Origin of the sequence: Providencia sp. wls1922, assembly GCF_009706505.1 — a bacterium.
Lineage (GTDB): Bacteria > Pseudomonadota > Gammaproteobacteria > Enterobacterales > Enterobacteriaceae > Providencia > Providencia lanzhouensis.
Map to the genome: position 1 here is coordinate 23818 of NZ_WLUG01000048.1, position 16294 is coordinate 40111.

A 16294-nucleotide genomic window follows, 5' to 3' on the forward strand; every position below is an offset into this window, starting at 1 on the left:
AATGAGCTAATCCCTAGGAGCATACAAAAGTATGTGACTAGGGTTAGTGAGTGAAGCCAACAACGCTACAGCGCGAAATATGACGAAAAAAATTAGGCGGGGTTATCGATATCGATGAAGGTAGCATTTACCTCATGATTATCATTCAACCACTCCGTCAACGCCTTAATCCCATAACGCTCTGTTGCGTGGTGCCCTGCGCTGTAGAAATGGATCCCCATTTCTCTTGCGATATGAATAGTTTGTTCTGACACTTCCCCTGTCACAAAGGCATCTACACCAAACTCCGCCGCTTGCATAATAAAGCCCTGACCACCGCCAGTACACCATGCAATTTGACGAATTTCTTCTTTGGCGTTGTCGCCACAATGCAATACTTTGCGCCCTAAGCGTGTTTCTAAACGTTGGGTTAATTCCGCTGGGGTAATGGGTTGGTCGAAAAAGCCAAATGGCATCAGTGGCTCAATGTTGCCATTGACTTGCACGCCCATAATATGAGCCAGTTGCACATTGTTGCCTAATACTGGGTGAGCATCTAATGGTAGGTGATAACCGTACAGGTTAATGTCATTCGCCAGTAACGTTTTTAGGCGATTTCTTTTCATGCCTTTGATAATGGCCGGTTCGTTTTTCCAAAAGTAGCCATGATGCACAATCACAGCATCGGCATTGAGTCTGACCGCTTCATCCAATAATGCTTGGCAAGCCGTCACGCCTGTCACGATTTTTTTAACGTGGGGACGACCCTCTACTTGTAATCCATTTGGAGCATAGTCTTGGATTTCACTGACTTTCAGCTCGTCGTTAATCAGTTCTTCTAACTTAAAATTATGCATAATCGTGCCCTTTACCTACTGAATTCCTACATATTCGTATTCAATTAGCATAAACGTAAATGACATTTTTTTCTGCTGTATTTATTGGCAAACTCACACAAGCTGAAGAATTCAGTTAAATTTGAAAGAGAGAGAATTAAACAAAAGGCTCCCCACTGAGAGCCTTTTTTAGTTTACAGAATTGCGACTATTTTTAGTCTTTCTTAGATTTATTCGCAAAGAAAATATCAGATTGAATATCTTCAGTTCGAATAGTGAAAAGTTGGTTAGTTAAATCCTCAGTTAACTTCTCGGCGCTTGCCATCACATCCAAATTAAACTTGTTGAGCATTTTATTGGCGGCGGCTTTATCTGTTTTCGCCATTTTTAAGTAATTCACTTCCATGGCTTTTTGCTCTAACGCCGTTTTCGCTTCCCACTCTTGATAGGCTTTTTTAACAATAGGCGCCAATTTAGGGTAGTCCGTCATCACTAATGTTTGTAACTTACGGTATTTCCAATAAATAGAATCGCTGTCTGCCTTGTCTGTCCCAATACCATAATGTTTTGGATAAGCTTCTAACCCACTATAGAAAGGAACAAACGCGGTCAAATCAGCCATTCCTAGACCAACATATGTCACTTCACCAATTTCTTGCGGTAGCTCCGGACGTACTTGCATCACATGAGCCTCGTAGGTTCTAAACACACTGATTGGTCGCCATGGCTCTTTTCCATTTAAGCCGTTGGTATACGGATCATGCTCCGTGCCTTCAAAGTGATTACGTAGCATGGCTTTCGCTTCTTCGACAGACACTTTTTTCTCTGGAGTTAAGAAAGGCGCAAAATTTCGACCATCTGTAATATCTTGTTTTAACGACGGATTAAACTGCTGCTGAATGATCCAAACTCGTGGGTCGTTATAATCACGATCACGCTCATCATCACGTGTATAGGCTTTAGAGAAATTGAATGCACCATCTTTAGCAGGGTTGTATAAACCCTTTTCTACTGCAAATTCAACGAGTTTTTTAGAACCAAGCATATCGGGATTATTCACCTCAAATGCTTGTAAACGCCCCTGATTACCCGTTGCAAAATATTTATCTTTTGCAATTTTTTGAGCCATCCATTGATGCCCCGTCCCTGTTTCTAAATACCACAGTTCATTTTTATCGACGACAGCAACACCAAAACCTTCACCAGCACCTTGGGTTTCAATAATATCACCTAAAAGCTCCACCGCTTCACGGGCTGTTTTTGCACGAGAAAGAAGTACATCTGGAATATCATCTTCGGTAATTCCCGTTTCTTCAACATAGGGATCAAACGCTAATGCTTTAGGAGAAGCAAATATAGATTCGGTACCACTAACTCCTACACCTAATTCATTAAATCCAGTTGCACCATGTAATTGTGTTTTCCAATTTGGCACAGTTGTATATCGTAATGAATTTTTTGGTAATGGGTAGGTGAAATTATTAGCACCATTATGTTCTTTTGTACTGTATATTCCGGATTGATTTTTCTTTGCTGGATGTATTACAAAATGCTGAGCCTTTAATGCACTGCTGTCAGCGCTTCTCGCGATAATTAGCGAGCCATCATTCGTGGCTTCACTGCCTGCAAGTAGCGTGGTACAGGCCAACCCCGATGATATTAATGCGATATTAATTGACAATGCAATAACACATTTTTTAAATAGAATCATGATATTCCTCATTTGCTATTTATAATTAAATATCTTTTGGATTTTAATAAAATAAAATCTAATTTTATTGGGAATGGATATTAGCAATGAGATAAAGACAATTACCGTGATTCACTTCTCAGTGTCAAATAAGTTAATTTATTTAAATTTCAAATTAAATAACATGGCTTTAATTTAAATAACATTGAAGTATAGGAATTAATTATTATGATTTTTATATAAAAAAATCCCCACAATTAAATTATTGTAGGGATATCTTTTTAGTGAATTGAATCACTGATTAACGATGGCTTTCCATCGTCATTTCCGAGCTAGCCAACCATACAGGTTTATCGCTCGTTTTAGCCCAGACTTTATGCAGGTAGCTATAAAATCTTGCTCTTTTTGGGTAAAAAACCATAACCGGAAACGCAATAATGCCAGCTGTTACAGCAGCAGTGCGGCGTAAAAGTACCTGATTACGGGAATATTCTTGATATGTGGACATCGATATCCTCCTTCAGTAGCCACTTAATTTTGCCGATTCCAGTCTTGCTCTTTACTTCTATTTTACTTAATTCACATTTAACTCAATTCGCATTGAACGTAAATCATCAAAGAGGCACTAAAATCGAACACCAAGGTTAATCTTCATTAACGGAATCTATAATAGCGCAATTTGTGTAATTAAACTACTCATCTGACCACTTAAATATAAAATAAATTAACTTTTTGACTCAGTTTCGTTGCTTTATTACAAAATGTAGCAAGATACCGTATGAAACAAACAAATAAATTACATTTAATTAACACACTATACTTAGAGAATCCCTCTATCATCACGAGGCGATTTTAATTGGGCATTTTTATACTATTTTTACACCCCACCTTGTTTTTTTATCAGCTTCTTTACAAGCAAATGCCTAACCTAGCGCAATGGAAATAATAAGGAGATAACAATGTCGCTACTTTCCATTTCTGGGGCAGTTCTTGTTGTTGTACTGCTGGTTTATCTGATTTATGCCCTGCTCAACGCGGAGAATTTCTGATATGGCCACCAATGCGTTTTTATTGATCGCCAGTTTTTTACTGGTTCTGATGCTGTTAGCAAAACCACTCGGCAACTTTATTGCGTATCTTATCGATGGCGATATGCCACGTACGATTGCCAAAAGTGAATCCGTATTTTGGCGATTAAGCGGTATCAAACAAGTGGGACGCGATCTCCCTGAGATGAATTACTGGCAATATGCCATCGCCATTTTGCTATTTAACCTGCTAGGTTTTGGCTTACTATTCGTTATTTTAATGTGCCAAGGCTCGTTACCACTCAACCCTCAGCATTATCCGGGAATGAGCTGGGACTTAGCTTTTAATACAGCAATTAGTTTTGTTGCCAATACCAACTGGCAATCTTATAGCGGGGAAAATACCCTAAGCTATCTGAGCCAAATGGTCGGGTTAACCGTACAGAACTTCCTTTCGGCAGCGACAGGGATAGCCGTCGTGTTTGCACTTATCCGTGCATTTTCACGCCACGGTAGCAAAACGATTGGTAATGCTTGGGTTGATTTAGCGCGTATCACGCTGTATCTCCTGCTGCCATTAGCCATTATTTTTGCGTTATTCTTTGTCAGCCAAGGGGTTATTCAAAACTTCTCCCCTTATGTTTTGAGTAACAACCTTGATAGTGCGCCGCAACTGTTACCAATGGGGCCTGTTGCCTCCCAAGAAGCCATCAAATTATTAGGGACCAATGGTGGCGGATTCTTTGGGGCTAACTCATCTCACCCATTTGAAAACCCAACGGCATTAAGCAACTTTGTTCAAATGCTGGCTATCTTCCTTATTCCAACGGCACTTTGCTTTGCTTTTGGTCGTACCGTTTGTGATAACAAGCAAGGTCACGCCCTGTTATGGGCAATGGCGATTATTTTCGTGATTGCCGCCGCCGTTGTGATCCATGAAGAATATGTCGGCAACCCATTCTTAGGGGAGCTACACGCTAGCAGCACAGCCAACCTTGAAGGAAAAGAAAGCCGCTTTGGCACATTAGGATCTGCGTTATACGCCGTCGTCACCACCGCGGCATCTTGTGGTGCTGTGAACTCAATGCACGATTCTTACACTGCATTAGGTGGCATGGTTCCTATGTGGCTGATGCAAATTGGTGAAGTTGTCTTTGGTGGAGTCGGTTCAGGTTTATACGGCATGTTGCTGTTTGTTTTACTTGCCGTGTTCTTAGCGGGATTGATGATTGGTCGTACTCCTGAATACCTCGGTAAAAAAATCGAAGTACGTGAAATGAAAATGGTGGCACTGGCAATTCTTGTTACGCCAACTTTAGTGCTACTTGGTACCACTATTTCACTGATGACCGAAGCAGGACGTGCCGGCATTCTTAACCCTGGCGCTCACGGATTTAGCGAAGTGTTATACGCTTTCTCATCCGCAGCCAACAACAACGGCAGTGCATTTGCAGGATTAAGCGCGAACACGCCGTATTACAACGTGATGCTGGCATTAGCCATGTTCCTCGGACGTTTCGGTGTGATTTTCCCTGTATTAGCTATCGCAGGCTCTATGGCAGTGAAAAAACCACAAGCGGCTAGCCTTGCGACATTGCCGACACACGGTCCATTGTTTATCGGTTTATTAATCATGACTGTTCTTCTCATTGGTGCGCTGACTTTTGTCCCTGCGCTTGCGTTAGGGCCAATCGCGGAACATCTGCAAATTTGGTTAGCGGCATAATGAGGGTGAAAAAATGAAAAATCAAAAAACACAATTATTTGATAGCAAACTGGTTCGCCAATCGACAATTGATGCCATTAAAAAACTGACACCACAAGCACAATGGCGTAACCCAGTCATGTTCGTGGTTTACATCGGCAGTATTATTACGACTTTATTATGGATAGCGATGGTCGCTGGCTATAGTGAAGGCAATGCTTGGTTTAGTGGCATGGTCACTTTATGGCTATGGTTTACGGTGCTGTTTGCCAACTTTGCAGAAGCTTTAGCGGAAGGTCGTAGTAAGGCTCAAGCTCAGAGTTTAAAAGGCGTCAAACAGCAAAGCCGTGCCACTAAACTGGCGACTGCCTCTCTTGATGCGCCACAAGAAATGGTCAGTTCAGACCAACTACGCAAAGGCGATATCGTCCTGATCCGCGCAGGGGAAACCATCCCTTGTGATGGTGAAGTGATTGAAGGCGGCGCATCAGTGGATGAAAGTGCCATTACAGGTGAATCCGCGCCGGTGATCCGTGAATCCGGTGGCGATTTTTCATCAGTCACAGGAGGAACCCGCGTACTTTCTGACTGGCTGATCGTCGAATGTACGGTTAACCCGGGGGAAACATTCTTAGACCGCATGATCTCCATGGTGGAAGGCGCGCAACGCCGTAAAACTCCCAATGAAATCGCGCTCACTATCTTATTAACCGCACTGACCATTATCTTTGTTTTAGTCTGTGCAACATTGTATCCATTCACCTTGTTTGCTACAGAATACGCAGGTGCAGGTGGCGCAGTGTCTATCATTGTACTGATTGCCCTGCTAATCTGTTTGATCCCTACCACCATTGGCGGGCTACTGTCTTCCATTGGGGTTGCTGGCATGAGCCGCATGCTGGGCGCTAACGTGATTGCCACCAGCGGGCGCGCTGTGGAAGCAGCGGGAGACGTTGACGTCCTGTTACTGGACAAAACGGGGACCATCACCCTCGGAAACCGTCAAGCCTCTGAGTTTTTACCGTTAAGTGGAGTTTCGGAGCAACAATTAGCGGATGCTGCTCAACTCTCGTCTCTGGCAGATGAAACCCCTGAAGGGCGCAGTATTGTGGTGCTTGCAAAACAGAAATTCAATTTACGCGAGCGTGATATTCACGCCATGAACGCCACCTTTGTGCCCTTCTCTGCGATGACGCGCATGAGCGGTGTAAACGTCGGCGAACGCATGATCCGCAAAGGTTCTGCTGACGCTATTCGCCGCTATGTAGAAGCTAACCACGGCAAATTCCCAGTAGAAGCCGACAAACTTGTTGAACAAGTGGCGCAGACAGGGGGAACACCGTTAGTGGTGGTTGATAGCCAAACGGTGCTCGGCGTGGTGGCGCTCAAAGACATCGTCAAAGGCGGCATGAAAGAGCGTTTTGCACAAATGCGTGCGATGGGAATCAAGACTGTGATGATCACGGGGGATAACCACCTAACCGCAGCGGCAATCGCGGCAGAAGCAGGCGTGGATGATTTCTTAGCTGAAGCCACCCCCGAAGCAAAACTTGCGTTAATCCGCCAATATCAATCGGAAGGTCGCTTAGTCGCCATGACAGGAGACGGCACCAACGATGCCCCTGCATTAGCACAAGCAGATGTAGCGGTTGCCATGAACTCGGGTACGCAAGCGGCGAAAGAAGCCGGTAACATGGTGGATTTAGATTCCAACCCAACCAAGCTGATTGAAGTGGTGCATATTGGTAAACAAATGCTGATGACTCGCGGCTCATTGACCACATTCAGTATTGCCAACGATATTGCCAAATACTTCGCGATTATTCCGGCCTGTTTTGCGGTCACATGGCCGCAGCTCAATGCCTTGAATATTATGCATTTGCACTCACCTGCATCGGCATTGCTGTCGGCGGTTATTTTTAATGCCTTGATTATCGTGTTCTTAATTCCACTGGCATTAAAAGGGGTAAATTATCGCCCAATGAGTTCTCAATCACTTTTACAGCGTAACTTGAGCCTGTATGGGTTAGGCGGATTGATTGTCCCATTTGTGGGGATCAAACTTATCGATATGTTCATCAGCTTGTTTGGTATTTAAGGAGCCTATTATGAGCATGTTTCGTTCTTCATTGATGATTTTAGTTCTGTTAACGCTGGTAACTGGGATTGCTTATCCGCTACTCGTGACGGGGCTTGCTAATGTCATTTTTCCAACTCAATCGATGGGTTCACTGATCCTACAAGATAATCGCATTATCGGTTCATCGTTGATTGGGCAGTCTTACCAAAATGACAATTACTTTTATGGTCGCCCGTCCGTGACCGCAGAAATGCCCTATAACGCACTGGCTTCCGGTGGCAGTAACCTTGCTATCAGTAATCCACTGTTAACCAAAGAATTGACTGAACGCTCGGTCGCATTGAAACAGCATGAACCCGATGGTGGTGATATTCTGCCTGTGGATTTACTGACCGCCTCTTCCAGCGGGCTAGATCCCCATATTTCGGTTGCCGCTGCGTTATATCAAGCACCGCGTATTGCTAAAAACAGACAGTTATCGATAGACAAGGTAAAATCGCTTATATCTGACAATACGCAATCTCCTCTGTTTCGATTTTTAGGAGAGCCAGTCGTCAACGTATTAGAGTTAAACCTTGCCCTTGATACCTATCAACGGGAAGCTAACAGCCAAAATCTCTGAGGTCAGTTATGAATAATCAGGAGCCTATCCGCCCAAACCCAGATGACCTGTTGGTAAAGGCAAACGAAAGTGGACGTGGCAAACTTAAGATTTTCTTCGGTGCTTGTGCTGGTGTCGGGAAAACTTACGCCATGTTGCAAGAAGCACAACGCCTTCGAGCACAAGGGTTAGATGTGCTGATTGGCGTGGTCGAAACTCATGAACGAGAAGAAACCGCCGCGCTGCTGGATGGGCTCCCTCAACTTCCTCCATTAAAAATCAGCCATCGAGGGCGTCGTCTGCACGCCTTCGATATTGATGCTGCATTGGCAAGGCATCCTGCCATTATCTTGATGGATGAACTTGCCTTCAGTAATCCAAATGGCAGCCGCCACCCTAAACGCTGGCAAGATGTCGAAGAATTACTGGATGCAGGTATTGACGTTCTCACCACCGTTAACGTTCAACATATTGAAAGCTTAAATGACATTGTCGGCAGCATCACCGGTATCCGCGTGCGTGAAACGGTGCCTGACCATATTTTTGATGCCGCCAATGAAGTGGTTTTAGTGGATTTGCCTCCAGATGACCTTCGCCAACGTTTAAAAGAAGGCAAAGTGTATATTCCGGGGCAAGCTGAGCGTGCTATCGAGCATTTCTTCCGTAAAGGTAACTTAATTGCTTTACGGGAATTAGCCCTGCGCCGCACGGCTGATCGCGTTGATGATCAAATGCGTGAATTTCGCGATGGTAAAGGTGAAGCCCCCGTTTGGCATACCCGCGATGGGTTACTCCTGTGTATCGGGCATAATACGGGCAATGAAAAACTGGTTCGCGCTGCTGCTCGCCTTGCCGCTAAGTTCGGCAGTGTTTGGCATGCGGTGTATGTAGAGACGCCAACATTACACCAACTTCCTGAAAATCAGCGCCGTGCCATTTTAAAAGCCTTGAGGTTAGCTCAAGATTTAGGTGCAGAAACCACCACGCTTTCTGATCCTAATGAAGAAAAAGCCATTTTGCGCTACGCACGGGAACATAATCTCGGTAAAATTTTGATCGGCCGACGCGATAAACACCGCAAATGGTATAAATTCAATTTACACCAAGGTTTTGCCGATAGACTCGGTAAACTCGGACCTGATTTAGATTTGATCATTGTCGCCCTTGAAGAAAAAAGCGATTGGGATAAAGAGCCAGAAAGAAAGCCGTTTACCGAAAAATGGCGCTCTGATGTCAATGGCTATTTAATGGCGATCGCCATGTGTGCAGCCATCACCCTATTCTCTCGAACCTTCTTATTGGCACTGGATAAAGCCAACTTAGTCACTCTCTATTTATTGGGCGTGGTATTAGTCGCGCTATTTTACGGTCGTCGCCCTTCTGTTTTCGCCGCGTTAGTCAACGTGATCAGTTTCGATTTATTTTTCGTTCAGCCCCATTTTTCATTAGCAATTATGGATATGCAGTATCTGGTTACGTTCACTGTGATGCTGATTGTGGGGGTGGTTGTCGGGAATCTCACCGCGGGTATGCGCTACCAGGCAAGAATTGCCCGTTATCGAGAACAACGCACGCGCCATTTATATGAAATGACCAAAGAGCTAGGTCAAGCCCTCAGCACGGAAGATATCGGCAAAACAGGCTATCACTTTTTAAACAATGCATTTCAGGCAAAAACCTGTTTGTTACTCCCTGATGAAAATAACCAACTGACGCCATTACAGTGCGAAGGTTATAGCCAGTTGCAAATCGACAAAGCTATCGCAAAATGGAGCTTTGATAAGCGCCAGCCCGCTGGTGCAGGGACGGACACACTTCCCAGCGTGCCGTACCAATTACAGCCTATCACAACGGCGGATGAAACCCTTGCCGTGCTCGCCATTGAGCCGCGTAATATTCGCCAATTATTGATCCCCGAGCAGCAACGTATGCTGCAAACCTTTACCGGGTTAATCGCCAGTAGCCTTTCCCGCCTGCAACTGACCAAACAAGCAGAAAGAGCCAAATTGGATGTTGAACGGGAGCAATTACGAAATTCACTGCTGGCAGCCCTATCCCATGACCTCAAAACGCCACTGACTGTTTTATTTGGTCAAAGCGAAATTTTGATGCTGGAGTTATCAGCCGAAAATTCACCGCTCACCGCACAAGTCAGCCAGATGCGCCAACAGGTATTAAGCACTTCGCGATTAGTGAATAATTTATTGGATATGGCTCGCTTACAATCTGGGGGGATCCACCCCAATTTGGAATGGGAATCTCTGCAAGAAATTACGAGCAGCGCAGTTCGCATCTTGGACTACACTTTAGATAGTCACCCACTTGATATTGATATTCCAGCCGATTTACTCTTGTATTGTGACGGTAACTTGATTGAGCGCGTCATCATTAACTTGCTCGAAAATGCCATAAAATACAGTGATAGCGATACTCCGATTGGTATTAGAGCGTCTATCGAATCACAAAAAGCTCATATCGAAGTGTGGGATGCCAGCAATGCCATTCCCGATGGGCAAGAAAAAACCATTTTCGATAAATTTTCCCGCGCACAAAAAGAATCAACAATTCCGGGAGTTGGCTTAGGTTTAGCTATCTGTCGTGCTATTATCCATCTCCATGAAGGGGAAATTTGGGCTGAAAATAATGAAAAAGGTGGCGCCAGCTTCCATTTTATTTTGCCGTTAAAGCCATTACCTGAAATTGAAAACGAAATTTAGGAGCACCTAGCAAACTGTGAGTTCCCATCAAATCCTGATCATTGAAGATGAAAAAGAGATCCGCCGCTTTGTTCGATTAGCGTTGGAGGGTGAAGGCTGGAAAATTTTTGAAGCTGAAAATTACCAGCGAGGGCTCATAGAAGCAGGCACTCGTCAGCCTGATTTAGTGATTTTAGATCTCGGATTACCTGATGGTGATGGATTGGATTTGATCCGTGATTTACGCCAATGGAGCAGTATTCCGTTGATCGTACTTTCTGCTCGTGAAGAAGAGTCCCAGAAAGTGGCCGCTCTCGATGCGGGTGCCGATGATTATTTGACGAAACCTTTTGGTATTAGTGAGTTGCTCGCCCGTGTCCGAGTCGCTTTACGCCGTTTTGGTAAAGCGGGTCAAGAAAGCCCTACTTTTCAATTTGGCGATGTCACGGTGGATTTTATCAATCGCATCGTGACTAAAGGCAGTGAAGAGTTGCACCTCACCCCGATTGAATTTCGCCTACTCAGTGAACTCGTTGCCAATAGCGGAAAAGTGCTCACTCAGCGCCATTTGTTGCTACAAGTCTGGGGACCGAGTTACGTCGAACATAATCATTATCTACGCATTTATATGGGGCATTTACGCCAGAAGTTGGAAAATGACCCTGCACGCCCCGTACATCTTTTAACTGAAACGGGAATTGGCTACCGTTTTATGCCTTAACTGATACCTTAAAACCTAAGTTTGTCTTAAAGCGTGATTCTCAGACTATTACTGATAGTTTATTCATCACGGCTGCCTATAATCTCTCCAATCTTAACTTATCGGAGCGTTTCCTGTGCAATCGTTACTGACTCAAGCCTCTCGCCGTTTTGCTTCCATCTTAGTGATTTTTTTAACTATTTTCGTCACCACCAAAGCCCTTGCGCTAAGCCCTGAAGAGAAAACGCGTACTGAAGCGTTGTTAACGGAGTTGGGTAAGCAGCAGAATTTAACCTTCACGCGTAATGGTTCCGGTCATTCTGCACCAGAAGCTGAATCCCATTTACGATTAAAGCTGGGTAAAACTGAAAAGCGCTTACAGACAACAGAGCAGTTTATTGACAATGTGGCATCAAAATCTTCTATCACCGGAGAAGAGTACCGAGTCACCGATGCCCAAGGTAAAGTCACCAGCGCCAATCAGTATCTGCATGATTTACTGAAAAATAACGTCGATAAACCAGCCAAATAACCCGCTCTATCCCCCGATTAATAAAGCGCCCCCAATAGCTAGCGGGCGCTTTATTATGTCGCTGTCTTTCGTGACCCGCCTTACACCTCTGATAATGAAAGCGCCTTTTTCACGATCGAGAAACCCCATTTTCCTGACCCAATATATCTGCCAATCAGAATCACAATCCGAATCTTATAACCCTATGTAGGCCGAAGCATTAGATGTGCTGATGAAATGAGTTGATAGTTGCCTCATTGTTCAAAAAGCAATTTGATTGAAATGCTGACTTTCTAAAACATAAAAAACTGATTAATTATCATAAGTTATTCTTAATGATTATTATTATCATATAATATTTAAATGATTATTATTATCATATAGAATACGGAGTTAAAGTTTGAAAATAATAGAATGCTAATGTATTAGATTGCACATCTATATGTTTTTCATCTAAAAACTTTACATTTTTACATTGAGAGCACATTGATTTAATTCAGATATATTTACGCCAGAGATGTCGAAGAATACATCGGTGTAAGTATGAACGGTAAAAGAAAAACTCACTTTTATCCCCTCCTGACCAAATCAAAAAATATCCATCGTGTGAAAACTTGCACTGCTAGGTTTCCATACCGTCTTAAATTTCACGTTGAAAATAGGGATGAACAGGTATTGCTATGTTAAATAAAAATAAGCTATCAGCGCTATCACTGTTAATAGTTTCGCCATTCGCTGCTTCAGCAACTGATGTTCTGGTTGTGACTACACCAAGCTCAAGTGATTCATATACTGCAACAACGACTTCTTCTGCAACGAAGAATGAAACTCAGATAATGAAAATACCACAGACGGTGAATGTGGTGACCAAAACCCAAATAGAAAACAGAGCGGCAGAAACCGTTGTGGATGCACTGAGGTATACACCAGGTGTAGTTACCGAATACCGTGGTGATTCAAATCGTAATGATGAGGTATTCAGTCGCGGTTTTGATTATGCGAACAAAATTCTAGATGGCATTCCTTTTGGCGGAAATGCGTCCTCGTCCATGGGCACAACCGAGCCTTGGTTTCTAGACAGAATTGAGATGATTAAAGGACCGGCATCTGTGCAGTATGGGCAAATAAGCCCTGGTGGGGTTATTGCCATGACAAGCAAAAAACCAACCGCGCAGAGCATCAATAAAATTCAGTTACGGGTCGGTAATCGAAATAAAACGGAAGGATTTTTTGATCTGGGTGGCAAGCTAACGGATGATGGAAATATCCTCTACCGTTTAAATGGCCTAGCAAAAAAGAAAGACACTCAGGTTCGAGACTATGAAGAAGAAAAATATGCCATCGCTCCCGCCATATCATTCCTAAATGAAGACACTACTTTCACTCTTCTGGCTTACTTACAAAACTCACCGAAAAATGGTTACCGAAATTTTCTTCCTAAAGTTGGCACGATTGAATCAACCCCGGAAGGAAAAATTCCGCAAGACTTCAACATAAGCAATCCTGACTATAATATTTCCAAACAAAAACAACATAGTATCGGGTATGAATTTGAACACAATTTTAGTGATAAAATTTCATTGGTACAAAAAGCACGCTACGCAGAAATTGATGAAAAATATAATTACTTAGTATTTAACACCTTAGCAAGTGAAGCTAAAAACTATCCTTATGTACTAAAACGAATGGCTCAGCACGAAAAAACGAAACTCAATACATTTGGCGTTGATACCCATTTAAATTTCGACATTGATAATGGGGGGCTTTATCAAACACTATTAGTCGGCGTCGATTACAAATGGACTAAAGAGGACAAACAGTTTTGGCGTGACAGAAACGGCAATTATGATATTGATTGGCGTAACCCCCAATACCAGAAAATTGATGAATCCAAGCAGACACTATTCACCGACCAGCTGCAAAAAAGCGATCAAATCGGTATTTATATTCAAGACCAAATCGAATGGAATAACTGGAACTTATTAGCTAGCACTCGGTATGACTGGATTGAAGTCAAAACGATAGACAGAACGATCAGTGACCGGTCACAACAAAATGATGGCAAATTAACAGGCTTAGTTGGATTGTTATACTCATTTGATAACGGTATTTCCCCTTATATTAGCTACAGCACCTCTTTTGAGCCAAATCTTGCAACCAACAGAAAGCCAGAAAGTAAGCCGTTTGATCCTAAAACAGCAAAACAAACAGAAATCGGTATCAAGTACCTCACTCCTGACCAAAAAACGCTGGCGACCTTATCTCTCTATCATATCGAGCAAAAAAACATTCCTAAATACGACTCTGAATTAGGTTATATGACGCTAATCGGCAAGGGGGAAAGTAAAGGTGTGGAAGCCCAGATAAACAGTAAGCTTACCGATAAATTTGCCGTTACAGCAGCATATTCATATACCAAAACCAAAGTGCTTGAAACATCAAACAGTGCGGAAAAAGGAAAAGAATTTCCTCGTATTCCTAAAAATATGGCCTCTGTCTGGGGGCAATATGAAGAGAACTCAGGAATGCTGAATGGACTGAAAGCGGGAGCGGGAGTGCGCTATATCGGTTCCAGCAAAGCAGGGGCGGATAATAGCTTTTCTGTGCCTGGGGTAACGCTTTACGATGCGATGATTGGCTATGAACTTTCCAATATTTCGCCCTCTTTGAAAGGCGCAACGATACAGTTAAACGTGAATAACTTAATGGATAAACATTATGTTTCATCCTGTGGTATGAGTGATGCCTGCTTTTATGGCATAGGCCGTACTGGTACTGTCACGTTTGATTACGCTTGGTAAAACAAAGAGTAAGAATAAAGGCTATATCAAATTGAGATGTAGCCTTTGTTATCCCATTGATAATAAAGATTAACTTGAAAGTGAGGGCTCATGAAGTCTGTTTTGCTTTACGTAATGGTCGCTTTGAGTGCAGCACCCGCAATAGCCGCTCCTTGCAACGAACTGCCTCTCCAAGGGGTTCAGGAAGGCATATTTGATACCGAGGGTAAGGTTTGCTTTGTGCTTCCAGCGCTTAATGAAAACTATATTGCTGCCACACTAAAAGGGGCAACAGGAGCACAATTACTCGACCAGCAAAACCATCATTTACGCACATTATTGGAAGCAGGACCTGCTGATGGAGAAAAATCGCTACTTTTTTCATCCCCGGCAGGGCAAGTTTCATCATTAATGTTATATGGAAATAGCGGTAGCGAATGGCAGTTTAGCTGGCAAATGATAGAAACTCAGCCACTCAATCGCATGCGAAAACTTGATCCAGTCAGTCCTACTTTACAGCAACTCGCAAAGGAGCTGGCAGCAGGAGGAACGACAGATGCATTTTGGAAAAAACAGCAACTCATCGGTACGCCTTTAATTGAACCCGTAGATACATCTCATAAACGAGTCACTTTTTTGTGGCGTGCAGCACGTGGTAATGTGTTTATTTTAGGGTCTCCGGCAGGCGATCATGATCCCATGTTTAAACTGGGTGACTCCGATGTTTGGTTTCGCAGCTATGTGGTACCCGCTGATACGCGTATGCAATATCAATTGGCACCTGACGTTCCTAAAGTAGATGGCAATGCGCGTGAACAACGCCGTGCGATTTTGGTCACTGCACAAGCCGATCCTTTAAATCCCACGACTATGAGTATAGAAAATGATGATAAGTGGAACACTTCATCTTTACTTGATTTAAAACCCTCACGGTATTTTACCCGCGATACAATGAAACAGCCTATACGCCATGGCTCTTTGACTCGACATACATTAAAAAGTAATTTCCTTGGAAATAGTCGGGAAATCATTCTTTATCGCCCAAAAGCGACAACACCTGTTAGTTGGACATTATTTTTGTTTGATGGTCAAATTTGGCAGGATAAATATCACACCGCCAATGTAATTGATGGTTTGATTGCTAATCATCAATTACCCCCGATTAATATTGTCTTTATAGATAGTTTGGATAGTAAACGTCGCTCCAAGGAACTCCCTCCAAATCAAGCTTTTGCTGATTTTATGGCACTGGAACTACTACCTTGGGTGAGCAAAAATGGTATTGAAATAAATAATGAAAAGACGATTGTGGCTGGCGCAAGTTATGGAGGATTGGCATCATCCTGGGTCGCATTGCGATATCCAAACCAATTTCGTCATGTGCTGAGCCTATCAGGCTCATACTGGTGGGCGCCTGAAGGTGAAAAGCCAGGATGGTTAACTCGTCAATATCAGCAATCGCCGCATTATCCGATCAGTTTCTGGATACAAGCAGGGTTATTTGAAAACCAAGGTGCTGATGGCGGCATTTGGCTTAATAGCCAAGAGCTTGAACATGTTTTGCGAGATAAACACTACAAAACCAGCTTCCATTCATGGTCAAGTGGTCATGATTATGCTGCTTGGGTAGAAGCATTGGTCTATGGATTGAAAGACTTCACAAACCAACGTTGAATCTTCTGTGGGTG

General features: G+C 43.3%; 12 protein-coding genes. 9 read left to right on the forward strand and 3 right to left on the reverse strand.

Annotated features, from left to right (window positions below; translation table 11 throughout):
- Nucleotides 1–92: 92 nt before the first annotated feature.
- The 3 genes from GKR71_RS03655 to GKR71_RS03665 form a co-directional block, all read right to left on the reverse strand.
- A complete protein-coding gene (locus GKR71_RS03655; RefSeq protein WP_036947820.1) occupies nt 93–836 on the reverse strand; it encodes a type 2 GTP cyclohydrolase I in 744 nt (247 codons plus the stop codon).
- 193 nt (nt 837–1029) lie between these two features.
- Nucleotides 1030–2526 (reverse strand): C69 family dipeptidase, encoded by a 1497-nt coding sequence (locus tag GKR71_RS03660; protein ID WP_154633954.1) that lies wholly within the window; start codon nt 2524–2526, stop codon nt 1030–1032.
- A gap of 280 nt (nt 2527–2806) precedes the next feature.
- The gene (locus GKR71_RS03665) at nt 2807–3013 is read right to left on the reverse strand and encodes a YbfA family protein (RefSeq protein WP_036947824.1); all 207 of its coding nucleotides are present in this window, start codon (nt 3011–3013) and stop codon (nt 2807–2809) included.
- Between the two features lie 451 nt (nt 3014–3464).
- On the opposite strand from GKR71_RS03665, the gene kdpF reads away from it, so the two are divergent.
- From kdpF to GKR71_RS03710, 9 genes are all read left to right on the forward strand, one after another.
- Nucleotides 3465–3554 carry a K(+)-transporting ATPase subunit F gene (kdpF, locus tag GKR71_RS20310; RefSeq protein WP_071524944.1) on the forward strand — a complete coding sequence of 30 codons (90 nt, stop codon included), beginning with the start codon at nt 3465–3467 and terminating at the stop codon, nt 3552–3554.
- Nucleotide 3555: 1 nt separating this feature from the next.
- Entirely contained in the window at nt 3556–5259 is a 1704-nt protein-coding gene (gene kdpA, locus GKR71_RS03675; RefSeq protein ID WP_154633955.1) for a potassium-transporting ATPase subunit KdpA, read from the forward strand.
- A 13-nt stretch (nt 5260–5272) separates the two neighbouring features.
- Nucleotides 5273–7336: a potassium-transporting ATPase subunit KdpB gene (gene kdpB / locus GKR71_RS03680; protein WP_036947835.1), complete on the forward strand. Its 2064-nt coding sequence runs from the start codon at nt 5273–5275 to the stop codon at nt 7334–7336.
- 10 nt (nt 7337–7346) lie between these two features.
- The gene (gene kdpC / locus GKR71_RS03685; protein ID WP_036947836.1) at nt 7347–7940 is read left to right on the forward strand and encodes a potassium-transporting ATPase subunit KdpC; all 594 of its coding nucleotides are present in this window, start codon (nt 7347–7349) and stop codon (nt 7938–7940) included.
- Between the two features lie 8 nt (nt 7941–7948).
- Nucleotides 7949–10636: a two-component system sensor histidine kinase KdpD gene (kdpD, locus tag GKR71_RS03690; RefSeq protein WP_154633956.1), complete on the forward strand. Its 2688-nt coding sequence runs from the start codon at nt 7949–7951 to the stop codon at nt 10634–10636.
- 16 nt (nt 10637–10652) lie between these two features.
- Nucleotides 10653–11336, forward strand: coding sequence for a two-component system response regulator KdpE (kdpE, locus tag GKR71_RS03695; protein ID WP_036947840.1), 684 nt, complete (start codon nt 10653–10655; stop codon nt 11334–11336).
- Between the two features lie 115 nt (nt 11337–11451).
- Complete coding sequence (locus GKR71_RS03700) at nt 11452–11847, forward strand: DUF5329 family protein (protein WP_230085019.1); 396 nt, start codon at nt 11452–11454, stop codon at nt 11845–11847.
- Between the two features lie 659 nt (nt 11848–12506).
- A complete protein-coding gene (locus GKR71_RS03705; RefSeq protein ID WP_154610047.1) occupies nt 12507–14627 on the forward strand; it encodes a TonB-dependent siderophore receptor in 2121 nt (706 codons plus the stop codon).
- A gap of 90 nt (nt 14628–14717) precedes the next feature.
- Nucleotides 14718–16280, forward strand: a complete 1563-nt coding sequence (locus tag GKR71_RS03710; RefSeq protein WP_154610046.1) for an esterase family protein — start codon at nt 14718–14720, stop codon at nt 16278–16280.
- The last annotated feature ends 14 nt before the right edge of the window (nt 16281–16294 follow it).

Excerpts from the sequence above, each read along its gene's own strand:
- GKR71_RS03655 (WP_036947820.1), bottom strand. The coding sequence starts at position 836 with ATGCATAATTTTAAGTTAGAAGAACTGATTAACGACGAGCTGAAAGTC.
- GKR71_RS03660 (WP_154633954.1), bottom strand. The coding sequence starts at position 2,526 with ATGATTCTATTTAAAAAATGTGTTATTGCATTGTCAATTAATATCGCA.
- GKR71_RS03665 (WP_036947824.1), bottom strand. The coding sequence starts at position 3,013 with ATGTCCACATATCAAGAATATTCCCGTAATCAGGTACTTTTACGCCGC.
- kdpF (WP_071524944.1), top strand. The coding sequence starts at position 3,465 with ATGTCGCTACTTTCCATTTCTGGGGCAGTTCTTGTTGTTGTACTGCTG.
- kdpA (WP_154633955.1), top strand. The coding sequence starts at position 3,556 with ATGGCCACCAATGCGTTTTTATTGATCGCCAGTTTTTTACTGGTTCTG.
- kdpB (WP_036947835.1), top strand. The coding sequence starts at position 5,273 with ATGAAAAATCAAAAAACACAATTATTTGATAGCAAACTGGTTCGCCAA.
- kdpC (WP_036947836.1), top strand. The coding sequence starts at position 7,347 with ATGAGCATGTTTCGTTCTTCATTGATGATTTTAGTTCTGTTAACGCTG.
- kdpD (WP_154633956.1), top strand. The coding sequence starts at position 7,949 with ATGAATAATCAGGAGCCTATCCGCCCAAACCCAGATGACCTGTTGGTA.
- GKR71_RS03705 (WP_154610047.1), top strand. The coding sequence starts at position 12,507 with ATGTTAAATAAAAATAAGCTATCAGCGCTATCACTGTTAATAGTTTCG.
- GKR71_RS03710 (WP_154610046.1), top strand. The coding sequence starts at position 14,718 with ATGAAGTCTGTTTTGCTTTACGTAATGGTCGCTTTGAGTGCAGCACCC.